The organism is Pseudomonas mosselii (genome assembly GCF_005796105.1).
Lineage (GTDB): Bacteria > Pseudomonadota > Gammaproteobacteria > Pseudomonadales > Pseudomonadaceae > Aquipseudomonas > Aquipseudomonas mosselii_C.
Window position 1 is genome coordinate 78,183 of the sequence record NZ_VAUO01000006.1, and the last position, 20,456, is coordinate 98,638.

At 60.9% G+C, this 20,456-nt stretch carries 23 protein-coding genes; 12 read left to right on the plus strand and 11 right to left on the minus strand.

Features of this window, described 5'->3' with window-relative positions:
* The first annotated feature begins 27 nt into the window (after positions 1-27).
* Positions 28-297, plus strand: coding sequence for a DUF3077 domain-containing protein (locus FEM01_RS14155; protein WP_138220116.1), 270 nt, complete (start codon positions 28-30; stop codon positions 295-297).
* A gap of 303 nt (positions 298-600) precedes the next feature.
* Positions 601-876, plus strand: a complete 276-nt coding sequence (locus FEM01_RS14165) for a pyocin activator PrtN family protein (protein WP_138220118.1) — start codon at positions 601-603, stop codon at positions 874-876.
* A 101-nt stretch (positions 877-977) separates the two neighbouring features.
* Here the strand turns inward: FEM01_RS14165 and FEM01_RS14175 are convergent, their stop codons facing one another.
* The 3 genes from FEM01_RS14175 to FEM01_RS14185 form a co-directional block, all read right to left on the minus strand.
* Positions 978-1,886, minus strand: a complete 909-nt coding sequence (locus tag FEM01_RS14175) for a DUF6414 family protein (RefSeq protein ID WP_138220119.1) — start codon at positions 1,884-1,886, stop codon at positions 978-980.
* A 128-nt stretch (positions 1,887-2,014) separates the two neighbouring features.
* On the minus strand, positions 2,015-2,449 hold the full coding sequence (locus FEM01_RS14180; RefSeq protein ID WP_138220120.1) for a hypothetical protein: 435 nt from the start codon (positions 2,447-2,449) through the stop codon (positions 2,015-2,017).
* Between the two features lie 3 nt (positions 2,450-2,452).
* Entirely contained in the window at positions 2,453-3,580 is a 1,128-nt protein-coding gene (locus FEM01_RS14185; RefSeq protein ID WP_138220121.1) for a site-specific integrase, read from the minus strand.
* Between the two features lie 134 nt (positions 3,581-3,714).
* On the opposite strand from FEM01_RS14185, the gene dusA reads away from it, so the two are divergent.
* The 3 genes from dusA (at position 3,715) to FEM01_RS14200 (ending at position 7,804) form a co-directional block, all read left to right on the plus strand.
* Entirely contained in the window at positions 3,715-4,692 is a 978-nt protein-coding gene (gene dusA / locus FEM01_RS14190) for a tRNA dihydrouridine(20/20a) synthase DusA (protein WP_171030964.1), read from the plus strand.
* 149 nt (positions 4,693-4,841) lie between these two features.
* Positions 4,842-5,768: a transaldolase gene (gene tal / locus FEM01_RS14195; protein ID WP_138220123.1), complete on the plus strand. Its 927-nt coding sequence runs from the start codon at positions 4,842-4,844 to the stop codon at positions 5,766-5,768.
* Between the two features lie 173 nt (positions 5,769-5,941).
* Positions 5,942-7,804, plus strand: coding sequence for an alkaline phosphatase D family protein (locus FEM01_RS14200; protein ID WP_138220124.1), 1,863 nt, complete (start codon positions 5,942-5,944; stop codon positions 7,802-7,804).
* 110 nt (positions 7,805-7,914) lie between these two features.
* Here FEM01_RS14200 and rssC read toward each other — a convergent pair whose 3' ends face one another.
* Positions 7,915-8,397, minus strand: a complete 483-nt coding sequence (gene rssC, locus FEM01_RS14205) for an anti-sigma factor antagonist RssC (RefSeq protein WP_138220125.1) — start codon at positions 8,395-8,397, stop codon at positions 7,915-7,917.
* Positions 8,394-9,578, minus strand: a complete 1,185-nt coding sequence (gene rssB / locus FEM01_RS14210) for a two-component system response regulator RssB (protein ID WP_138220313.1) — start codon at positions 9,576-9,578, stop codon at positions 8,394-8,396. Before rssB ends, rssC begins: the two co-directional genes overlap by 4 nt.
* A 270-nt stretch (positions 9,579-9,848) precedes the next feature.
* Here rssB and FEM01_RS14215 point away from each other — a divergent pair, with 270 nt between their 5' ends.
* Positions 9,849-10,142, plus strand: a complete 294-nt coding sequence (locus FEM01_RS14215) for a PilZ domain-containing protein (RefSeq protein WP_138220126.1) — start codon at positions 9,849-9,851, stop codon at positions 10,140-10,142.
* 115 nt (positions 10,143-10,257) lie between these two features.
* On the opposite strand, the gene FEM01_RS14220 is transcribed toward FEM01_RS14215, so the two are convergent.
* Positions 10,258-10,965 carry an MlaA family lipoprotein gene (locus FEM01_RS14220; protein WP_138220127.1) on the minus strand — a complete coding sequence of 236 codons (708 nt, stop codon included), beginning with the start codon at positions 10,963-10,965 and terminating at the stop codon, positions 10,258-10,260.
* A gap of 188 nt (positions 10,966-11,153) precedes the next feature.
* Here FEM01_RS14220 and FEM01_RS14225 point away from each other — a divergent pair, with 188 nt between their 5' ends.
* Both FEM01_RS14225 and FEM01_RS14230 read left to right on the plus strand, forming a co-directional pair.
* Positions 11,154-11,681, plus strand: coding sequence for a phosphonoacetaldehyde phosphonohydrolase-related protein (locus FEM01_RS14225; protein ID WP_138220128.1), 528 nt, complete (start codon positions 11,154-11,156; stop codon positions 11,679-11,681).
* Positions 11,682-11,806: 125 nt separating this feature from the next.
* A complete protein-coding gene (locus tag FEM01_RS14230) occupies positions 11,807-12,070 on the plus strand; it encodes a DUF4404 family protein (RefSeq protein WP_138220129.1) in 264 nt (87 codons plus the stop codon).
* A gap of 44 nt (positions 12,071-12,114) precedes the next feature.
* On the opposite strand, the gene queF is transcribed toward FEM01_RS14230, so the two are convergent.
* Both queF and FEM01_RS14240 read right to left on the minus strand, forming a co-directional pair.
* Positions 12,115-12,945, minus strand: coding sequence for an NADPH-dependent 7-cyano-7-deazaguanine reductase QueF (gene queF / locus FEM01_RS14235; RefSeq protein ID WP_138220130.1), 831 nt, complete (start codon positions 12,943-12,945; stop codon positions 12,115-12,117).
* A 68-nt stretch (positions 12,946-13,013) separates the two neighbouring features.
* Positions 13,014-13,526 carry a cupredoxin domain-containing protein gene (locus tag FEM01_RS14240; protein WP_138220131.1) on the minus strand — a complete coding sequence of 171 codons (513 nt, stop codon included), beginning with the start codon at positions 13,524-13,526 and terminating at the stop codon, positions 13,014-13,016.
* A gap of 164 nt (positions 13,527-13,690) precedes the next feature.
* Here FEM01_RS14240 and FEM01_RS14245 point away from each other — a divergent pair, with 164 nt between their 5' ends.
* Both FEM01_RS14245 and FEM01_RS14250 read left to right on the plus strand, forming a co-directional pair.
* Complete coding sequence (locus FEM01_RS14245; RefSeq protein WP_138220132.1) at positions 13,691-14,371, plus strand: heavy metal response regulator transcription factor; 681 nt, start codon at positions 13,691-13,693, stop codon at positions 14,369-14,371.
* Positions 14,368-15,702 carry a heavy metal sensor histidine kinase gene (locus FEM01_RS14250; RefSeq protein WP_138220314.1) on the plus strand — a complete coding sequence of 445 codons (1,335 nt, stop codon included), beginning with the start codon at positions 14,368-14,370 and terminating at the stop codon, positions 15,700-15,702. Before FEM01_RS14245 ends, FEM01_RS14250 begins: the two co-directional genes overlap by 4 nt.
* A 73-nt stretch (positions 15,703-15,775) precedes the next feature.
* Here FEM01_RS14250 and FEM01_RS14255 read toward each other — a convergent pair whose 3' ends face one another.
* From FEM01_RS14255 to FEM01_RS14265, 3 genes are all read right to left on the minus strand, one after another.
* Complete coding sequence (locus tag FEM01_RS14255) at positions 15,776-17,020, minus strand: lipoprotein-releasing ABC transporter permease subunit (protein ID WP_138220133.1); 1,245 nt, start codon at positions 17,018-17,020, stop codon at positions 15,776-15,778.
* 62 nt (positions 17,021-17,082) lie between these two features.
* Complete coding sequence (lolD, locus tag FEM01_RS14260; protein ID WP_171030965.1) at positions 17,083-17,766, minus strand: lipoprotein-releasing ABC transporter ATP-binding protein LolD; 684 nt, start codon at positions 17,764-17,766, stop codon at positions 17,083-17,085.
* A 7-nt stretch (positions 17,767-17,773) separates the two neighbouring features.
* Positions 17,774-19,024, minus strand: coding sequence for a lipoprotein-releasing ABC transporter permease subunit (locus FEM01_RS14265; RefSeq protein WP_138220135.1), 1,251 nt, complete (start codon positions 19,022-19,024; stop codon positions 17,774-17,776).
* A gap of 93 nt (positions 19,025-19,117) precedes the next feature.
* Here FEM01_RS14265 and FEM01_RS14270 point away from each other — a divergent pair, with 93 nt between their 5' ends.
* Positions 19,118-19,702, plus strand: a complete 585-nt coding sequence (locus FEM01_RS14270; protein ID WP_138220136.1) for a PilZ domain-containing protein — start codon at positions 19,118-19,120, stop codon at positions 19,700-19,702.
* Positions 19,703-19,732: 30 nt separating this feature from the next.
* A complete protein-coding gene (locus tag FEM01_RS14275) occupies positions 19,733-20,449 on the plus strand; it encodes a glycerophosphodiester phosphodiesterase (protein ID WP_138220137.1) in 717 nt (238 codons plus the stop codon).
* Positions 20,450-20,456: the final 7 nt, after the last annotated feature.

Consider the following 20,456-nt stretch of genomic DNA (forward strand, 5'->3'; position numbering starts at 1 on the left):
CATCCAGCCGTTCAGGGAGATTGAACAATGACCACCGATGACACCATGCCGAAAACCACGGTTGGCAAGACCAAGTTCTATCAGGGAGAAGGCCATAGCGAACCACTGTTCTGCATTGAGCCGGGCATTCCTTGCCAGCATGCGCGCGAGCAAGCTTCGGAACTGATGGGGTGCGTGCGCGAGATGACGTTGGCCGGGGTGCTGGATAAGAACGAGCAACTGGTTTGGGCTGCGCATTATCTGACAGCGATGGCTAAGGCGCTGATGGATGATGCGGAGCTGGGGATGCGGCGTTGAGGGGTTGGCTGGCGGTGTTTGGCGCTTTGCTGGCTTGGTCAGCAGCCAACTGATTCACAACGGACCGTGGGAGCGGGCTTGCCCGCGATAGACATGTCCTGGAGGTGCTGCCATGAGCGAACGCATACGCCCACCTATGGCCTCCCACAGCCTCGACCTGCACGCTATCTGCGATGTCTGCGGCAAAGGCAGGTCAACCCGACGACACTCCAGCCGCAGCCGGATCCGCCAGCAGCGCCAGAGCAGCAAATGGGCAACCTATATGGCGAATGTTGCTGCAAAACGAGCATTAAGGGGACGAGCATGAATACAGCTTTCGTACTCATGGCGCAGTACAACGGGAAGGCAATTATCTCGCTGGAGCAGCTCTGCACCGACTACTTCACACACCTCACGCCCGAGATGTTCCAGCGCAAGGTGCTCGCCGGCCAGATCAAGATCCCCATTACCCGACTCGAACCGAGCCAAAAGAGTGCCCGGGGGATCCATATTTCTGATCTGGCCCTATACTTGGATCATCAACGGGATGCTGCGCGCAAAGAATGCGCGCAATTAAACAGAGCCTACCGCGCCAGTTAACTATAAACCGCGGCGCCGAGTTTTATCGGCGCCTTGCTAATCTAATCCATAACGCAACCAAACATAATACTGGAAAAGCGCCGTCAGCCCCTTTCCCAGCATTACAACTCAGTAAAAATCGCGATAGGATCCACTATGATTTCATTGTCAGGACGGCAGCGAAATGATCGTTCCAACCCCGCAATTGCAGCGGTGGTAATGGATATGGCCTCACGCATGTTGTGTTCCTCTGTAACTTCATCAGCTTCTGGAACCGGCTCAACAGCACCAACCTGTGTCACCACACCGACCATACAGAATTCAACTTCCGTAAATCTCGAATACTTCTTAACGACCGTATTAATTGGTTCTCTCAAATGATCACGATTGAGATCCGCGGAAACCTTGTAGCCATCAAATCCAACCTCCAACTCAAGAGCCCCATCAAAGGCATACTCCATGACTTCCGAGAGATGCTTCTGAAAGAAGTTGGTATGCTCTGACTGACGGAAATTTTTTATATCGTTAAGTTTTTTTAAACGGCCAATAGCTTCGGATTTAGCAGCACCTGAAAGCGAGTCTAGGTTTTCAGCCAACAATGTTCGCTCGTCATTAGACGTCACTACCCCGAGGGATGGCATGATTGACTCCATCGCTTTTAAAGACCTTACGACCTCCAGGTAGTCGACGATTTTTGCTTTACCTTTTACTTTAACGAGCTGACCATGAGACACACTCCCAAGCACATCACTATAAGTAAGCCCAGTCAAATCTAAAAGTTTATTATCCTCTTTGAGTCGACTCTCAAAAAGCGAATAGGCATAATCATGCAGGAATTTCTTTTCAACACTAGATGCCGTTTTTTCAATAATCTCGGCAATAATCCGCCCACTCCCAACAGGTCCTTTTTGCTCTTCATTTTCCTGTAGGCTTTGCTGCTTTTCTTCCAGGATGTACTCCGTAACGCCTGACATCAACTGCGAAGAGAGGGAGTACACCTTGAAGCGATCAAGGTAAATGAAGTTTTTCACGCTCGGACTTCCTTTTCATAAAGTCGTGATAATATCTTTTGCGAGTATCAATGAATGTCCAAGCCGCAAAAGCTATTCCAGCAACTGCAAACACAGCTGTGAAAATATATATTGTGACTGTCATGTCGTTACTCCCTCGACCCGAATTCGGACGATTTTGACATTCTATCATAAGATACCCAGCAAAGCAAAAGAGAGATCAGCGAGAATATGAGTGAAGAATTCAAAATAGCCTTAACATTTACACTATCAACTATTTCCGACATCAACAGCAGAACATAAAGTCCAGAATAGATCAACATTAGCAGAGCAGAAAAACCCATCATACTATGCTTCCACTCTGCATCATCGAGGTCATGATATTTAATTTCATTGAATATCGAAACCTGCAGCACTATGCCAAATGCAATAAAATCAGAAGGCGCGAGCAAGGAAATCGCCTTCTCACCCTGCGTCAATGAACCTACAAGGAGACGCAAGAAAATCGGAGCCATCCCAAACAACACCGCGTAAATAAACCATCGCATCTTAAGCCCACTAATCTTAATTTCCCGCATACCCATCTCTTATTTTCCTTTAACTCGAGAACCTAACTTCACTTCAGAGCCTAAAATTCTGCCCATCCATTTCCAGTCGTTATACTTATCTCCCCTGCCTCGCAAATGAGCATATCGACGCAAGGAATTCCAATCACGATGACCGGACACACTCGAAACCCTCGGTATATCCCAGTCCATTTCGAACAGCCGGCTCACCCCTTCGTGACGCAAGTCATGAAAGTGCAGATCCTCGATACCCTTCATCTTGCATGCTTTAGACCATGCCGTACCGATTGAATCGGTGTTGTACGGGAATATCTCGCGACACTCTCGGGGCATGCTCTGCACGATTATCCAGGCCTCATCTGGCAAGTAACACCAGACATCGTTGCCAATCTTCTGGCCAGGGTTCTTCATATCCCGCACCTTCACAGCCTGCCGGTGCTCATCCAGGTCTTCCCAAAGGATGCGACTAATCTCGTCCATTCGACGTGTCGAGAAGATTGCGAACGCCATTACCTTGGGCATGTGGATGACGCTTGGGCGCCGCCGCAGCATCTCGAAGAAGTGCTCCAGCACTTTGTCGATTTCATCCAGTGTCGGACGCCGATCGCGCTCACGGCTTCTCATGTTGTAGCCGAACTTCTTCAGCACCAAGCGGGCATCTGGCATTGCCTGCGGATCAATCTCATACCCCCACGCTGCCCTCGCCAGTGACAACACCGAGCCCAGGTGTGCCAGATCATTGCCGGCCGTTTGCGGCTTGACTTCTCCCCCTTCTGGGCTCATGCGCCATAGCGCAAAGTCCACCAGCACCTGCTGGGTAATGTCGGAGTCAACCTTCTCGCCCAAGTAGCTTTTCTTGATGGCGTTCAACGTGCGTCGCTTCGTCTCGCCCAGCGGCCGGGCTTTCTCAGCCTCGACCAGATAGCGCTCGATCATCTGCTTGACCGTCTGCCCTACTCGACTGGCCCGCTCGATCGCACCAGGTTCAGCCAGCTCCGTCTCCCGTCGCTTCGCCCAGGCCACGGCGGCCTGTTTACGGGCGAACGTCTGGCTCTCTTGGTAGACTGTCACCTTATCGCGGTTGATGCGGATCTGAGCTGTGTAGCTGATGGTGCCGTCTGCCTTCTTACGGGGTCTGATCGTTGCCATGAGAATTGGTACACGTCCTGATTCGGTTGGTACATTGTACCAAGCGCTTGGTAAAAACGCCCCATAACCCCCGAAAATCGGTACAGAACACGTTGAACGAAATGACTGCCAAATCAGGCTCTAAGCCAGAAAACATGCGCCCTGAGCCCTCCCGCCGGTTCAGTGTTGCACCGATGATGGACTGGACCGATCGTCATTGCCGCTTCTTCCTACGCCTGCTATCCAAAAACGCCCTGCTCTACACCGAAATGGTCACCACCGGTGCCCTGCTGCACAACGACGCCAACCGTTTCCTGCGCCACGACATATCCGAGCACCCGCTGGCCCTGCAACTGGGCGGCAGTGTGCCGGCGGACCTGGCGGCCTGCGCCAAACTGGCCGAGCAGGCGGGCTATGACGAGGTCAACCTCAACGTCGGCTGCCCCAGCGACCGGGTGCAGAACAACATGATCGGCGCCTGCCTGATGGGCCATCCGGCGCTGGTGGCCGATTGCGTCAAGGCCATGCAGGATGCGGTGAGCATTCCGGTGACGGTCAAGCACCGCATCGGCATCAATGGCCGCGACAGCTATGCCGAGCTGTGCGATTTCGTCGGTCAGGTGCGCGACGCGGGGTGCCGCAGCTTCACCGTGCATGCGCGCATCGCCATCCTCGAAGGGTTGTCGCCCAAGGAAAACCGCGAGATTCCGCCGCTGCGCTACGACATAGCCGCGCAGCTCAAGGCCGATTTCCCGGCGCTGGAACTGGTGCTCAACGGCGGGATCAAGACCCTCGAAGAATGCCACACCCACCTGCAAACCTTCGACGGGGTGATGCTGGGGCGCGAGGCGTACCACAACCCGTACCTGCTGGCGCAGGTGGACCAGCAGCTGTTCGGCAGCCAGGCGCCGGTGGTGAGCCGCAGCGAGGCGATGGAAAAACTGCGTCCGTATATCGTTGCGCACATGCAGAGCGGGGGCGCGATCCATCACATCACCCGGCATATCCTGGGCCTTGGCCAAGGCTTCCCGGGCGCGCGCAAATTCCGCCAGTTGCTCTCGGCCGACATTCACAAGACCGACGCGCCGCTGGCGGTGCTGGACCAGGCCGCCGAGCTGCTGCAAGGGCGCTGAGGGAACCTGCGCCAGGGTTGCGACTCGAAGGCTTGTCGTGCAGTGGCCCCGGCGTCCGGGGCGGCTGCGCAACCCGGCACCAGGCCGGCCCTTGAGTGGCCGCCGGGGCTCGGGTAATGTCGAGCCATTGCACAGGACAGAGCACGCCCATGACCTCCAAGCTGGAACAACTCAAACAGTTCACCACCGTGGTCGCCGACACCGGGGACCTGGACGCCATCACCCGGCTCAAGCCGGTGGACGCCACCACCAACCCGTCGCTGCTGCTCAAGGCTGCCGCCATCCCCGGTTACGCCGATTTGCTCAAGCAGGTCAAAAGCGATGCCAAGGGCAATATCGACCTGGCCTGCGACAAGTTCGCGGTGGCCGTGGGGGCGGGCATTCTCAAGGTGATTCCAGGGCGGATCTCCACCGAAGTGGATGCCCGGTTGTCGTTCGATGAGCCGGCGCTGCTGAAAAAGGCCCAACAGCTGATTGCGCTGTACGAAGCGGCGGGCATACAGCGCGATCGCGTACTGATCAAGCTGGCCTCCACCTGGGAAGGCATCCGCGCCGCCGAGAAACTCGAAAAGCAAGGCATCCAGACCAACCTGACCCTGCTGTTCTCCTTCGCCCAGGCCCAGGCCTGCGCCGATGCCGGGGTGTTCCTGATCTCGCCGTTCGTAGGGCGCATCTACGACTGGTACAAGAAAAGCACCGGCAAAGAGTATGTCGGCGCCGAGGATCCGGGCGTGCAGTCGGTGACCCGCATCTACGACTACTACAAGACCAACGGTTACGACACCGTGGTCATGGGCGCGAGTTTCCGCAACATCGGCCAGATCGAGCAACTGGCCGGCTGCGACCGCCTGACCATCAGCCCTGAGCTGCTGCAACAACTGTCCGACGATCAGGGCGAGCTGCCGCGTATCCTCAAGCCAGGCAATACTGGCGAAGCCAAGCAGCACCTGAGCGAGAGCCAGTTCCGCTGGGCGATGAACGAGGATGCCATGGGCACCGAGAAACTGGCCGAAGGTATCCGCCAATTCGCGCGCGACCAGGAAAAACTGGAGAATCTGATGGCTGACAAGGCCTGAAACATATTCCGGTTGATCGACGGGTGGGGAATGCCGAGCATTCTTCGCCCGTTTTTCGTTGGGGTGGCGAGTAACGCGGATCGCGGGGCACGCCCGGCCCTACGGCTCAACCGCTGTGAATGCGGGTCTGCCCCGCGATAACGCTTTCGACCGCCCACCAAGCCGAGCCTCAGATGTCCCCTGCCGCCCCACTCCCCCTCGTCCTCGCAGGCCCGGTCCTGCGCCGCCTCGAACCCCAGCGCCTGGCGATCTGGCTGGTTGGCTCGCAGCCCTTGCAGCCCGCGTTTTTGCTCGACTTCCCCGGCATCACGCCGCGCCTTTCTTGCGACACCATCGCCGTGGGCGAGCAAGCCTTCGTGCACTTGCTGGACATCCGCTTCGACCACCCACTGCCCTGCGATGTGGCGCTGAGCTACGACGTGCTCCTGGGCAATGGCCAGAGTATCGCCGACTGGGCGCCGCACCTGCTTTACCCAGGCGCCAGCCGGCCCAACCTGGTGCTGCGCACACAGATGGACCAGTTGCTCCACGGCTCCTGCCGCAAGCCACACCACCCGGTAGCGGACGGGCTGCTCTGCGCCGACCGCCTGCTGGCGGCCAATCCATTGCCAGCAGAGCGGCCTGCGGTGTTGCTGATGACCGGCGATCAGGTCTACGCCGACGATGTCGCCGGCCCCATGCTGCGGGCCATCCACACCCTGATCGCGCGCCTGGGCTTGTTCGACGAGGCGTTGGACGGCGCCCTGGTGGACAGTGCCAAGGCGCTGTACCGCCACCCGGCCTGCTATTACCGCCGCCCCGACCTGCTGCCGGCACAAGAGGCCAACGCGTCGCTGCGCGAGCGCTTCTTCGGTGGCAAGCGCAAGCCGATCTTCTCGTCCAGCAACGCCGACAATCATTTGGTGACGTTCGCCGAGGTCATGGCCATGTACCTGCTGGCATGGTCGCCGCTGCCGTGGACATTGGTGGACATGGACATGCCTGCTGGGCTCGCAGCCGAGCACCAAGCCCGCTACCTACGCGAGCTGCCGCTGATCGAGGCGTTTCGCGACGGCCTCGGCCAGGTGGCCCGAGCGATGGCCCACCTGCCCTGCCTGATGATTTTCGACGACCACGACATCACCGACGACTGGAACCTGTCGGCACAGTGGGAGCAGACCGCCTACGGCCATCCGTTCTCACGGCGGATCATCGGCAATGCGCTGTTGGGGTATCTGCTGTGCCAAGGGTGGGGCAACGATCCTGACGCCTGCGCCCCACTGATCGGGCAGTGCCACGACCTGCAACAGGGCAACGCCCAGGATGCCCTGATCGGCGAACTGCTGCGCTTTCAGGGCTGGCAGTACCAACTGCCAAGCAATCCGCCGCTATTGGTGCTGGACACCCGCACTCGCCGCTGGCGTAGCGAGCGCAGCCTGGACAAGCCCTCCGGGCTGCTGGATTGGGAGGCGCTGTGCGAGCTGCAACAGGCTCTGCTCGACCACCCTTCGGCGATCATCGTGTCACCGGCGCCGATTTTCGGGGTCAAGTTGATTGAGGCGGTGCAGCGGGTGTTCAGTGCGCTGGGCTACCCGCTGCTGGTGGACGCCGAGAACTGGATGGCCCACCGCGGCGCCGCCCAGGTGGTGCTGAACATATTCCGCCACTCGCGCACACCGGGGCACTATGTTGTGCTGTCGGGCGATGTGCACTATTCGTTCGTCTACGAAGTGCTGATCCGCCACCGCCAGCACAGCCCGCACCTGTGGCAGGTGACCAGCAGCGGCATCAAGAACGAATTTCCACGGCGCCTGCTGGATGTGCTGGACCGCCTCAACCGCTGGCTCTACTCGCCGCGCTCGCCGCTCAACTGGTTCACCCAGCGCCGGCAAATGGAGGTGGTCCCGCGCGTCCCCAGCCACAGCAAGGCGGGCGAGCGGTTATGGAACAGCGCAGGGTTGGGGCAAGTGTTCTTCGATGCGCAGGGACGACCGGAGCGGGTGTTGCAGCTCAATGCCGATGGAGAACCGGCGACGGAATTCGTCAGACGGGCGTGAGTAGACGCTTGATAGCGTGCTGGCTGCTTCGCGGGTAAATCGGGGCGCCGAACCGCCGCTCCCACAGGCTATGCGGTGCCTGGGAGCAGGCAACCAGCACAGGGATTGAATCAGGAGCGTTCTAGCGCGCTGACCAGGTCATGGAAGGCTTCGCGGTTGGAGTCGTTCAAGCCCATGAGGATCTTGTGCGCCTCCAGCACCTTGGAGCGCACCACGCTCTCGTCCTGGTCCTGCGACGGCAAGTCGGTCAGGCACTCGGGGCAAGGCACTGGGCGATCGACGATGTTGAACACCTGATCGAAGCCCATCGATTGCAGCAGGCGCGAGATGTCCGGGTTGGTGGTCACCACGGTTGGCAACAAGCCGACTTTCTGCCGCGACAGGATCGACAGCTTCGCCAGCAGGCCCAAGGTAGTGCTGTCGATGCTTTCGGTCTCGGTCAGATCGATGACGATGGCCGAGAAGTTCAGCGCTGTGAAGATCTTCTCGATCGTCGCATCCAGCGCCGAGCACAGGGTCAGGCGCACTTCACCGACAAATTTCAGAACGAAGGTGCCGCTCTGTTCGGCGAACTGGATTCTACCGGTAGTCATTCAAGGTTCCTGCTCAACACCAATAGGGCGATATCATCCGGCATCTCCCCAAGCGTAGCCAATTCGAATCGTTGGCGCAGCCCCTCCAGGCTACCCCCCGCCGCCTTGACGATCTCCGGCAAGGCAGCTTCCTTATCTTTGAGTGTGGGCCCCGGCAAAAGGTCCAAGATGCCATCAGACATCAGGGTAAGGCTGAACTGCGGCGGCAGCTCCAGCACCTGATCCTGATAACTGGCCTCATCGAACAACCCCACCGGCAGGCCACGACCTTCAAGGTAGCGCACGCCGTTCGGGGTATACAGCACCGGCAATGGCAAGTGGCCACCGACACTGTAGGTGAGCAGGCCGGTGTCTTCGTCGATGACGCCGCCGACCATGGTCACATGCTTGCCCAGCTTGCAGTTGATCAGCCCACGGTTGATGTGCCCGAGCACTTCCGAGGGCTTGAAGTCGCGCATCTTGCCGCTGCGCTTGAATTCGAACAACAGCCGCGTGGTCATGAACTTGAGCAGCACGGTGACGAATGCCGACGACGCGCCATGCCCGGATACGTCCGCCAGGTAAAAGGCGATGCGCCGCTCATCGACCCGGAAGTAATCGGCAAAATCACCCGACAGATACAACGACGGGATGATCTGGTGCTCGAAGGCGAACTCCCCGGCCACCCACGGGCTCTCCGGGAGCATGTTCATTTGCACCTGGCGCCCGGCGTTCTGGTCTTCCTGTAGCAGGTGCAGGCTGGCTTCGAGTTCGCGGTTGGCCGCCTCGAGCTTGTCGCGGTAGCGCTGGTTTTCCAGGACCAGGTGCGAGCGATCCAAGGCACGCCGCACCGAATGCTCGAGCACCGCCAGGTCTTCCAGGGGTTTGATCAGGTAATCGGCAGCGCCCAGGCGCAAGGCCTCGACTGCATCGCTCATGACCCCGGCACCCGACACCACGATCACCGGCAACTGCGGCGCGCGTTCGCTGATGCGACGAATCAATTCGAGGCCACCCATCTGCGGCATGCGCAGATCGCAGATCACGAGGTCGGGCTGGTGTTCTTCGAAGACCTGGAGCCCCTGCTGGCCATTGCCGGCCTGGAGGACGCTGAAGCCGCTGTCTTCCAGATAGGCGGCGAGGCTGGCACGTACCACGTCGTCGTCATCGATAATCAGCAGCGTTGCACTGGTTTTCTGCATGTGGGCGAACGGCGCCAGATTTGGTTGGCGTAGCGACTGTGGGCGGGCCGACAGACGGCTACTGGAAATGCTCTCTAGCCACTCTCTATTTGAGTTGTAGGACATGAAGACGGGTCCGGCAAATAGGGAGGTGCCCTGTAAGGCGCTGACGGTACTCCCATCCGCCTGGCGTTTCAAGCGCGAGAAGGTAGACTTCCCTGCACTTTACAGGGCAAATCACACAGCGTTATAACAAAGCCGACCAGCGCGACCTGAGGAAAGGATACCGGCATGTCCCAACGTGACTACAGCGAAAAGCGCGATTTTATCCGCATGCGCATCGATACCGAGATCAACCTGGTGCATGCCGGCCAGGTGATCAGCGCCACCTGCATCGACCTCTCAAGCAGCGGCATGCAGGTCAGTGCACCACAGCGTTTTCAGGTGGGTGATCAGCTCGATGTGCACATCAGTTCCGACATCCAGGCCTTGAGCGGCCTGCACGCCAGCACCGAGGTGGTGTGGATCGCCGATCAGCCGGACGGTGCGCAGAAGTTCGGCCTGCGCATCCTGGCGATGCACTGAGCGCCACGCAGACGAAAGGGTTAGTGCCAGTCTGTTAAGCCAATGGGGCCGCTGCGCGACCCCAACTACAGCAACAAAGACTTAACCGACAGGCCCCTGTGCATGAGCGCAACGCTTAGAAGTCGTCTTCGACCTCGCCATCCTTGACCTTGAACTCGCGGTTCTGCAAGTAGGCGTTGCGGATGAAGATGTACTTGTCACCCTGCATCAGCTTCTCGGCCGAGAGCAGGCTGGCACGCGTGTCGATCACGTCCAGGGCGAAGATCGAGTTGCGCGTAGGCACGTGATCGATGTAGCGGTAGGGTTCGGTGTAGCTGTCTGGGTACTTGGCCAGGCCGTCACGCACGGTGCTTGGCCCGAGCAGCGGAATGACCACGTAAGGGCCACTGGGCACGCCCCAGTAACCGAGGGTCTGGCCGAAGTCCTCGTCATTGCGCTGCAGGCCCATCTTGGTGCCCACATCGAAGAAACCGCCCAGGCCGAACGTGGTGTTGACGATCAGCCGCGCGGTGTCGATACCTGCCGCGCGTGGCTTGAGTTGCAACACGTCGTTGGCGAGGTTGGTGACATCGCCGAGGTTGCGGAAGATGTTGTGGATGCCATCTTCGAGAAACTGCGGTGTGACAGCCTGGTAGCCTTGGGCCAACGGCTTGAGGGCATAGGTGTCCACGGTATCGTTGAACCTGAAGATCGGACGGTTCACCGCCTCCCAAGGGTCGTCTTCAGTGGCCGCCTGGGTCGCGGTCATCGGGGCCAGCAGCAGGCTGGCGCAGACACAGGCCTGGGTGATTCGATCGATCACGCCGGCGCCGATCCTACGCATAGATGTCTCTCCATCGGGATTCACGTGTGCAGCGGCCTTTCGCTACTGCAGGTCAAGCCGCCAGTATAATGGCTTGCTCGCCGTTTGATAGCTTCCCACAGCGTTGCTCAACATTTTGTGAACGACCGTTGCGTCATCGCCCAGTCACAATCCCTGGCTAGCCTGGGATGTATTTCAGGGAAGTGACCATGCACGACGCACCCGCCTTCACCGCTGTGTTATTCAGCCTGCGCGGCTGCTTGGTCCACGCCACGCATGGCAACCCGCTGCCCGGCGCCTTGGCATCGCTGGCCAGCCTGCGCGCGCGCCAGGTGCCCTGCATATGGCTCGACGACCTCAGCCCGGCCCAAGGCAAACGCCTGGCCCGAGTACTGCCCGACTGGTTGCCCGGCCAAAGCGCCCCTGCCGGGCCCGCCCCGAATGCCTGCTGGCACGCGCTGATGACCCTGGACAGCCCACGCGTGGCAGGCAGTGTACTGGTCAGTGGCGATCCTTTGATGTTGCAATCAGCCCTGAATGCCGGGCTGTGGACGGTGGGCCTGGCGGCCTGCACCCCAGCGCAAGCCATGACGGCACAGGCACAGGAGCTTGCGCGCGGCAAAGCCACCCTGGCGCTGTACAGCCTCGGTGTGCATTCGGTTATCGACCATCTGGAGGCACTCGACAGTTGCCTGGCGGACATCGCCCTACGTTGGCACAAAGGCGAAAAACCCTGATACAGGGGGCATTGATACCGGTCATGCAAAGCCGCGGCAGGTGGATTACGCTACAAGACAGGCAAGAACCTTTACCGCTTCGCTGAGGTCCATGCCTTGCCAAGCCATTGATGGAGTAAGAACAAATGCCTGCCCGCGAACTGCAAGAACGCCTCAACAGCCTGCGCGAGCAACTGGACCGCAACGTGCCGCTGACGGACGCGGAGCTGGCCAGCCTGCACGAAGAAGCCCGGCAGATAGAGGCCCAGCTCAAGCTCGAAGAAGCCACGCCAGATAACAACCTGGTGGATGGCGTCAACCTGGCCATCGAACGCTTCGAGGCCGATCACCCCGACCTCACCGCCACCTTGCGCAGCATCGCCAACTCGCTGCACAGCATGGGGATCTGACCTACCGACCTCACAGGGGGCCGCACGCGCCCCCACCCTTCTATTTACTGACGCACCAGACGCAGGTTCTGCGGACTGATCGGCGCGGTGCTGCGGTACGGGTTGATGTCCAAGCCACCGCGGCGCACATACCGCGCATACACCGTCAGGTGCTCCGGTTGCAGCAGGTTCTTCAAGTCCAGGTAGATGCGCTCGACGCACTGCTCGTGAAAATCGGCATGCTGGCGGAAGCTGATCAGGTAGGTCAGCAAGCTAGCATGCTCAAGTGCCCGCCCCTTGTACTCGACCACCACGCTGCCCCAGTCCGGTTGGCCGGTGACCGGGCAGTTGGACTTGAGCAGGTGGCTGTGAACGGTTTCCTCCACCAGCCGATCGGGAGCACAGCGCAGTAGCTCCGGTTGCGGGTGGGTATAGTTGCTGATGCTCACATCCAACGCATCGATGCACAGGCCGGGCAAGGCCGTTACACCCTGGGCCTGGACCTCGGCCAGGCTGCTGAGCTTGACCGCCACCGCCTTGCCCGCCGCCTTGGACAGATCTTCGACAAGGCATGCCTGGAGCGCGTCGACGGTGGCGAACACCGTCTGGTTCAGCGAATTGAGGTAGAGCTTGAACGACTTCGACTCGATGATATTCGGCGAATCGCAGGGAATGGCGAACTCACCGATGGCCACCACGGGCTTACCCGAGGGCAACAGCCAAGACAGCTCGAAGCAGTTCCAGAAATCCACACCCTGCCACGGCAGCGCATCACCGCTGACACCCAATTCCGCCCACTTGGCCAGGCGCGGGATGGGGAACAGCAGTTCGGGGGAGTAGGTGGCGATGTACTCGCTGGACTTGCCCAGCGGGGAATGTTCGGCGGCGGGATGCATGGAAACTGACCTGAAGGTTCGAAATAACCCCTAGTCTACCGGTTTTGCGCCCCGCCTTGGAGCGCTGCTCACTCGATGCTCAGTGGCCCGACCATGCCGGCTTGGTAATGTCCGGGCACATTGCAGGCGAACTCGATGGGCGCGGACTTGCGGAAGGTCCAGGTCAGCTCTGCACGCTGGCCGGGCTGCACCAGCACGGTATTGCCAGCACCATGAGCATGCCCATCGCCCGCTTTCATCTGGCCATGGTCCATAGTGCCGTGGTCCATGCCCTCATGGTTCATACCAGCACTGAACACTTTGCCCTGCATGGCCAGCATCTCTTTCTGATGTTCGGCATGCATGGCCTTGTCACCCAGGTTGAACTCATGCGGCAACTGGCCTTGGTTGATCAGCACGAAGCGTACGGTTTCACCCGCCTTCACCGTCAGCGCCTTGGGCTCGAAGGCGATATCCTTGAGCACCACCTCGACGGTGCGGGTAGCCTTGGCCGCAGGCGCAGGCTCGCCGAAGGCGAAGGTGTCGGCCAGGCTCGGCAGGCTGACCAGCGCGAGGGCGGTAGTGAAGAACAGGTGTTTCATCGCAGGCTCCGAATCATGCAGGGAATACCGCCATTTTCACGGGGGCTGGCTGGCAACTGGCTGACAGGCAGATTACAACGTTGTCAGCTTGGCTGAGCAGGCAGATCGTCGCGTATCATCCCTGGCACGATGCGCTCGCGCAGGCTGGCACCGTTGGAGCCCTGATGAAACTACTGATCGTCGAAGACCAGGCCAAGACCGGCCAGTACCTTGCCCAAGGCCTGAGCGAAGCAGGTTTTGCCATCGAACTTGCCGCCGACGGCGACACCGGCCAGCACCTGGCGCTGACCGGCGACCATGACTTGCTGATACTCGATGTGATGCTGCCAGGGCGCGACGGCTGGCAGATCCTGCAAGCCGTGCGCCAGGCCGGACGAGGCACCCCGGTGCTATTTCTCACTGCCCGCGACGCCATCGAAGACCGCGTCCACGGCCTGGAGCTGGGCGCCGACGACTACCTGGTCAAACCCTTTGCCTTCGCCGAGTTGCTGGCCCGGGTACGCACCTTGCTACGGCGCGGCGCCAGCAACACCCAGGACAGTTGCCTGAGCCTGGCAGACCTGCGCCTGGACCTGATCCGCCGCCGTGCCGAACGCAACGGCACGCGCATCGACCTGACCGCCAAGGAATTCGCCTTGCTCGAACTGCTGCTGCGCCGTCAGGGCGAGGTGCTGCCCAAGTCGCTGATTGCCTCGCAGGTGTGGGACATGAACTTCGACAGCGACACCAATGTGATCGAAGTGGCTATCCGCCGCCTACGCCTGAAGATCGACGATCCGCACCCGCTCAAGCTCATCCACACCGTACGCGGCATGGGCTATGTCCTCGAAGAGCGCCAGGACTGATGCCGCGCCTGTCGCTCGCCAGCCGCCTGGCCCTGTTGTTCGCAGCCTGCACCGCCACGGTGTCGCTGGGTGCCGGCTTGCTGTTCAGCCATGCCAGCGCCCAACACTTCATCGAACTCGATCAACAGTTGCTCAGTGCACGCCTGTCAGTGATGCGCAGCCTGCTCGACGGTGTCCACACCCCATCGCAGTTGTCCGCCCGCCTGCCAGCAGTGCTGGGCGAGCTGAGCCATCAGTCCGACCTGGCGCTGCAAGTGCGCGGCAGCGATGGCACGCTATGGTTCGCCAGCCGCCCCGGCCTGCCCGACGCGCCCAGCCCCACAGGCCTTGCCACGCTGCATGCGCTCGACACCGACTACCGCAGCCTGAGCCAACCCGGCACACCGCAGTTGACCTTGTTGCTCGACATCACCCATCACCAGCATTTCTTACAGGGCATGCAGCGCCTGATCTGGCTGACCGTCGGGCTGTCTGCCCTGGCCACCGCCTTGCTCGGGGCCTGGGCCGCACGTCGCGGACTCAAGCCGCTGCGCCAGATGGGCAAGGTAGCGGCCAGCGTCAACGCCCGCTCGCTGACCACACGCCTGCCGCAGGCACAAATGCCCGAAGAACTCGCGGCATTGGCAGGCACGGTGAATGCCATGCTGCAACGCCTGGACGACGCCTTCCAGCGCCTATCGGCGTTCAGCGCCGATATCGCCCATGAGCTGCGTACACCGTTGTCCAACCTGCTCACCCACACCCAGGTCACCCTCACCCGCCCGCGCAGCCTGGAAGATTACCGCGAAGCCCTGCACAGTAACCTCGAAGAGCTGCAATGGATGGCGCAACTGGTCAACGACATGCTCTACCTGGCCAAGGCCGACCACGGACTGATCACCCCTACCCGCCAGCCGCTGGACCTGGCGAGCGAGGCCGATGCGCTGTTGGAGTTCTACGCGCCGCTGGCAGAGGAGGCCGCGGTGCGGCTGCGCCGCGAAGGTACGGCGCACGTGCAGGGCGACCGTCATATGCTGCGCCGCGCGCTGTCCAACCTGCTGGACAATGCCCTGCGTTTCACCCCCGAGGGTGGCGAGATCCGCGTGACACTGGACGATGGGGTGCGCATCTGCGTAGCCAACACCGGGCCGGCCATCGAGCCTGCGCTGCTGGAGCGCCTGTTCGACCGTTTCTACCGGGTAGACCCGTCGCGCCAGGTGAGCAACAGCGAGCATGCAGGATTGGGGCTGGCGATCACCCGCTCGATCGTGCAGGCGCACGGAGGGAGCATTCGCGCGACGTGTGCACAGGGGTGGACGCGGTTCGTGATCGAACTACCTGGAGCCGTATGACCAGGGCTGCTTTGCAGCCCTTCGCCGTGCTCCAATATTCCGGCAAGCCCGCGCCAACAGGGACGTGAGCGGGTTACTCGTAACGCAACGCCATCGCCGGCTCGATCTGCGAAGCACGGTAGGCGGGGTAAATCGTCGCCAGGAAGCTCATGATCAGACCAGCCGTGCAAATCAGCAGTACATCGCCCACTTGCAGGTCCGACGGCAAGCTGCTGATGAAGTAGAGGTCGGAGGTAAAGATGTGCCGGCCACTGACCCGCTCCAGCCAGCCGACCACCTCGCTCACATTGATTGCCAACAGCACCCCCAGCACTCCACCGATCAACGTACCGACAATGCCGATCAGACTGCCTTGTACCATGAACGTGCCCATGATCTGCGCCGGCGTGGCACCGAGGGTACGCAGGATCGCAATGTCCGCGCCCTTGTCGTTCACTACCATCACCAAGGTGGCGATGATGTTGAACGCGGCGACCGCGATGATCATCAGCAGCAACAGGCCGATCATGGTTTTTTCCATTTTCATCGCGCTGAACAGGCTGCCTTGGGTATGCGACCAGTCATCGGCGCGGTAGCCCTCGCCCAACCCAGCGGCAATCGCCTTGGACACCTGTGGCGCGGCGTACAGGTCCTGCAGCTTCAGGCGCACACCTTGCACCTGGCCCGCTGCCCAGCGCTGCATCGCCGCGGCATCGGCGATATGGATGTAGGCTTGCGAGCCATCGAGTTCCGCACCGACCTTGAAGATGCCCGCCACCGTAAGGCGCTGCATGCGCGGGGTGATGCCGCCCGGCTCGCTGCTGAGTTCGGGTACGATCAGGGTCAGCTTGTCGCCGGTATTCAAGCGAAAGCGCCGTGCAGTCAACTCGCCGATCACCACCCCGTACTCGCCTGCCACCAGGTTCTGCAGGCTGCCCTGGACGATGTGCTGAGCGACGATGGACACCTTGGGCTCTTCGCTGGGATCGATGCCAGCCACCTGGATCGGCTGCATCGCCCCCCTGTAGGAAAGCATGCCTTCCATTTCGGTGATGGGCGCGGTGGCGATCACCGCCGGATTGGCCTCGGCGGCGGCAGCCACCTTGCGCCAGTCATCCAGCGGCTGCACGCCGAGGATCGCAGCGTGCGGCACCAACCCCAGCACCCGTGAACTCATCTCGCGCTGGAAGCCGTTCATCACCGACAGCACCGTGATCATCGCCACGACGCCGAGCGACAGGCCGATCATCGAGGTCAAGGAGATGAACGAGATGAAGTGGTTGCGGCGCCTGGCACGGGTGTAGCGAGCACCGATGAACAAGGGCAAGGGTCTGAACATGAACAGGAACACCCAATGAAATAGTGAAACGGGGCGCGCTCAGCGCACCCCGCGCAAGCGGCTCAGATCGCGATCAGGCGACCGTCTTCCAGGCGCAGCACGCGGTCCATCTGGCGCGCCAGGTTGAGGTCGTGGGTCACCACCAGGAAAGCGGTCTGCGAACGATTCGACAGCTCCTGCATCAGTTCCTGGATGCCCTGGGCGGTGTGATGGTCAAGGTTGCCGGTGGGTTCGTCGAGCATCACCAGGCCCGGACGATTGACCAGGGCACGGGCGATGGCCACGCGCTGGCGCTCACCGCCCGACAGCTCGGCTGGTTTATGGTGCAAGCGGTGCCCGAGCCCCACGCGCTTGAGCAGTCCCTCGGCACGTTCGCGCGCCTCGCTGATCGACGTCTTGCCGATCAGCAGCGGCATGCAGGCGTTCTCCAGGGCGGTGAACTCAGGCAACAAGTGGTGGAACTGGTAGACGAAGCCCAACGCTCGGTTGCGCAGCAGGCCACGGGCACGTTCGCCCAGCGCCGACAGCTCTTCACCGGCCAGCCAGACACTGCCGGTACTCGGGGTGTCCAGCCCGCCCAGCAGGTTGAGCAAGGTGCTTTTGCCCGACCCCGAACTGCCGACGATAGCGACCCGCTCACCGGGATGCAGCTCAAGGTTCAGGCCAGACAGCACCTGCACCGACTCCGGGCCTTCGTCGTAGCTCTTGCCCAGGTTGCGGCAGCTCAACACGGCTTTATCACTCATGCGCGACTCACTCATAACGTAGCGCCTCCGCAGGCTGGGTGCGCGAAGCGCGCCAGGCCGGATAGAGGGTTGCGAAGAAACTCAGGGCAAATGCCGCCCCACAGATCATGTACACGTCCTGGGCCTGAAGCTGCGACGGCAGGTAATCGATGAAGTACACATCGGCATTGAGGAACTTGTGCCCGATCAGGGTCTCGATACCGGCAATCGCGGCGCTGACGTTCAGCGCGCCGAGAATGCCCAGCACCGCGCCGATGGCCGTGCCGACCACGCCGATCACCGTGCCCTGAACCATGAAGATGGCCATGATCTGCCGCGGAGTCGCACCCAGGGTGCGCAGGATGGCGATGTCGCCACGCTTGTCGTTGACCACCATGACCAGGGTGGAAATGATGTTGAACGCGGCAACGGCCACGATCATCAGCAGCAACAGGGCGATCATGGATTTTTCCATGCGAATGGCCTGGTACAAGTTGCCTTGGGTGCGGGTCCAGTCACGTGGGTAGAACTGCTGCTCGCCCAACCGCTGGGCGATCGCATAGGCCACACGCGGGGCTTCGAACAGGTCCTCGAACTTCAGGCGCAGGCCCTGCACCTGGTCGGGCTTCCAGCGGTGCAGGCGGGACAGGTCGGAGATATTGGTCAAGCCCAGGAAGCCGTCGATTTCACCGGCCCCGACATGGAACAGACCGACCACGGTAAAGCGCTTCATGCGCGGGAAGATCCCGGCCGGAGTGACGCTCACCTCGGGGGCGATGAAGGTCAGTTTGTCGCCCACGGTCACGCCCAGCTTCTGCGCCGCCTTGTCGCCAATCATGATGCCCCACTCGCCCGGCGCCAGCGCCTCGAGCCCGCCCTTGAGCACGAAGTTGTCGATGATCGACACATCGCGCTCACGTACAGGATCGACACCATTGAGCAGCACCTTCTGCACCTTGCCATCGTGCGTGAGCAGGCCCTGCATCTGGGTGAACGGCGCCACCGCCAGCACCTGCTGATTCTGCTTTACTTGAGAGGCAAGGGATTGCCAGTCGTCGATCGGCTGGCCGGTCTCCAACGTGGCGTGAGGGACCATGCCCAGCACGCGGGTACGCAGTTCGTGGTCGAAGCCGTTCATCACCGACAGCACCACGATCATCACCACCACGCCCAAGGCGAGGCCGATCATCGAGGTGAGCGAAATGAACGATACGAAATGGTTGCGACGCTTGGCACGGGTGTAACGCGTACCAATGAATACGAAAAGAGGTCTGAACATGTCGGGGCTTGTTCGGATGAAAGGGAACGTCCTTGTGGCGAGGCGCTTACGGCGGCTTTACACTCGGACCACCGCCGTAACCTAGGGTTCGCCATGACGACATTAGACGAAGAAGATCGCCGCGAATACTACCGCATCGAAGATCGGATCGCACTTCAAATCAGCCCTCTGAGCGCGGCCGAAGCCCTTGAAACAGAACTGTTGCAGGATGATTCCCCGCTGTTCAACCTGCTCAGCGAGCTGCACCTGTCGGACTTCGAATCGCAGCACCTGTTGCGCCAGCTGAGCGAAAAAGACCGCACCCTGGCCGCCTTCCTGCGCGCTCAGAACAAACGCCTCGACCTGCTCAGCTCGGTAGTGGCCCACACGCTGATCGGCGAGATCGGCGCACCGGTGCCGGTGATCATCTCCGAAGGTGGCATTGAATTCGCCCAGGCGCGCTCGATCGCCCCCGGCACCCGAGTCAAAGTGAAGATGGTACTGATGCCTCGGGCACACGGCCTGTTGCTGCGCGGCAAGGTCACGCACTGCGACGCGCGCGCCGACGGACGTTTCGAGGTGGGCACCGAATTCATCGACATGACCGACGCCCAGCGCCAGTTGCTGGCCCGCTACATCCTCCAGCGCCAGCAGCAACAGCGACGCCAGGCCCTGGAACAGAACGACCCGGCCCCCTGAGCCTCATTACCTGAACTTGAAGGAACGAACGTGACCCTGATCTACGGCCACCGCGGCGCCAAGGGCGAAGCCCCCGAGAACACCCTGACCAGCTTCCGCCAGTGCCTCGCCCATGGCGTGACCCGCTGCGAACTGGACCTGCACCTGTCAGCCGACAACGAGCTGATGGTGATCCACGACCCGACCCTCAAGCGCACCACCGGACGACGCGGCAAGGTGGTCGAGCACACCGCCGCCGACCTGGCCAGCTATGACGCGCGCAAAGGCGGGCCGGGGCATGTCCAACCCTGCCCGATTCCACGGCTGGAAGAACTGTTCGAAAAATGCCCCTTCGAGCACTGGCAACTGGAAGTCAAGAGCGCCTCACGCACACGCGCGGCCAGCACAGTGCTGGCGATTCGTGAACTGGCCCAGCAGCATGGCCTGCTCGACAAGATCACCATCACCTCCAGCTCCCGCGAGGTGCTGGGTGCCGCGCTCGAACTGGTGCCGGATGTGAAACGTGGACTGGTGGCTGAATACGCCTGGCTCGACCCACTGAAGGTCGCGCAGAACTATCAGTGCGAAATGCTGGCACTGAACTGGACGCTGTGTACCCCCGAACGCCTGATCAAGGCACAGAAACAGGGGTTGCACGTGTCGGTGTGGACGGTCAACGAACCGGCACTGATGCGCCGGCTCGCTGATTTTGGCGTGGACAGCCTGATTACAGACTTTCCCGGTTTGGCCAAGACCACCCTCGGGTAGGGCTGAA

What these genes read in the sequence shown, in the direction of transcription:
- FEM01_RS14265 (WP_138220135.1), bottom strand. Translation starts at nt 19,024, where the DNA reads ATGTTCAGACCTCTTTTCGTATTCATTGGTACGCGTTACACCCGTGCC.
- FEM01_RS14270 (WP_138220136.1), top strand. Translation starts at nt 19,118, where the DNA reads ATGACGACATTAGACGAAGAAGATCGCCGCGAATACTACCGCATCGAA.
- FEM01_RS14220 (WP_138220127.1), bottom strand. Translation starts at nt 10,965, where the DNA reads ATGCGTAGGATCGGCGCCGGCGTGATCGATCGAATCACCCAGGCCTGT.
- FEM01_RS14240 (WP_138220131.1), bottom strand. Translation starts at nt 13,526, where the DNA reads ATGAAACACCTGTTCTTCACTACCGCCCTCGCGCTGGTCAGCCTGCCG.
- FEM01_RS14200 (WP_138220124.1), top strand. Translation starts at nt 5,942, where the DNA reads ATGTCCCCTGCCGCCCCACTCCCCCTCGTCCTCGCAGGCCCGGTCCTG.
- FEM01_RS14215 (WP_138220126.1), top strand. Translation starts at nt 9,849, where the DNA reads ATGTCCCAACGTGACTACAGCGAAAAGCGCGATTTTATCCGCATGCGC.
- FEM01_RS14180 (WP_138220120.1), bottom strand. Translation starts at nt 2,449, where the DNA reads ATGGGTATGCGGGAAATTAAGATTAGTGGGCTTAAGATGCGATGGTTT.
- FEM01_RS14255 (WP_138220133.1), bottom strand. Translation starts at nt 17,020, where the DNA reads ATGTTCAGACCCTTGCCCTTGTTCATCGGTGCTCGCTACACCCGTGCC.
- lolD (WP_171030965.1), bottom strand. Translation starts at nt 17,766, where the DNA reads ATGAGTGATAAAGCCGTGTTGAGCTGCCGCAACCTGGGCAAGAGCTAC.
- queF (WP_138220130.1), bottom strand. Translation starts at nt 12,945, where the DNA reads ATGCATCCCGCCGCCGAACATTCCCCGCTGGGCAAGTCCAGCGAGTAC.
- dusA (WP_171030964.1), top strand. Translation starts at nt 3,715, where the DNA reads ATGCGCCCTGAGCCCTCCCGCCGGTTCAGTGTTGCACCGATGATGGAC.
- FEM01_RS14155 (WP_138220116.1), top strand. Translation starts at nt 28, where the DNA reads ATGACCACCGATGACACCATGCCGAAAACCACGGTTGGCAAGACCAAG.
- rssC (WP_138220125.1), bottom strand. Translation starts at nt 8,397, where the DNA reads ATGACTACCGGTAGAATCCAGTTCGCCGAACAGAGCGGCACCTTCGTT.
- FEM01_RS14185 (WP_138220121.1), bottom strand. Translation starts at nt 3,580, where the DNA reads ATGGCAACGATCAGACCCCGTAAGAAGGCAGACGGCACCATCAGCTAC.
- FEM01_RS14165 (WP_138220118.1), top strand. Translation starts at nt 601, where the DNA reads ATGAATACAGCTTTCGTACTCATGGCGCAGTACAACGGGAAGGCAATT.
- rssB (WP_138220313.1), bottom strand. Translation starts at nt 9,578, where the DNA reads ATGCAGAAAACCAGTGCAACGCTGCTGATTATCGATGACGACGACGTG.
- FEM01_RS14225 (WP_138220128.1), top strand. Translation starts at nt 11,154, where the DNA reads ATGCACGACGCACCCGCCTTCACCGCTGTGTTATTCAGCCTGCGCGGC.
- tal (WP_138220123.1), top strand. Translation starts at nt 4,842, where the DNA reads ATGACCTCCAAGCTGGAACAACTCAAACAGTTCACCACCGTGGTCGCC.
- FEM01_RS14230 (WP_138220129.1), top strand. Translation starts at nt 11,807, where the DNA reads ATGCCTGCCCGCGAACTGCAAGAACGCCTCAACAGCCTGCGCGAGCAA.
- FEM01_RS14245 (WP_138220132.1), top strand. Translation starts at nt 13,691, where the DNA reads ATGAAACTACTGATCGTCGAAGACCAGGCCAAGACCGGCCAGTACCTT.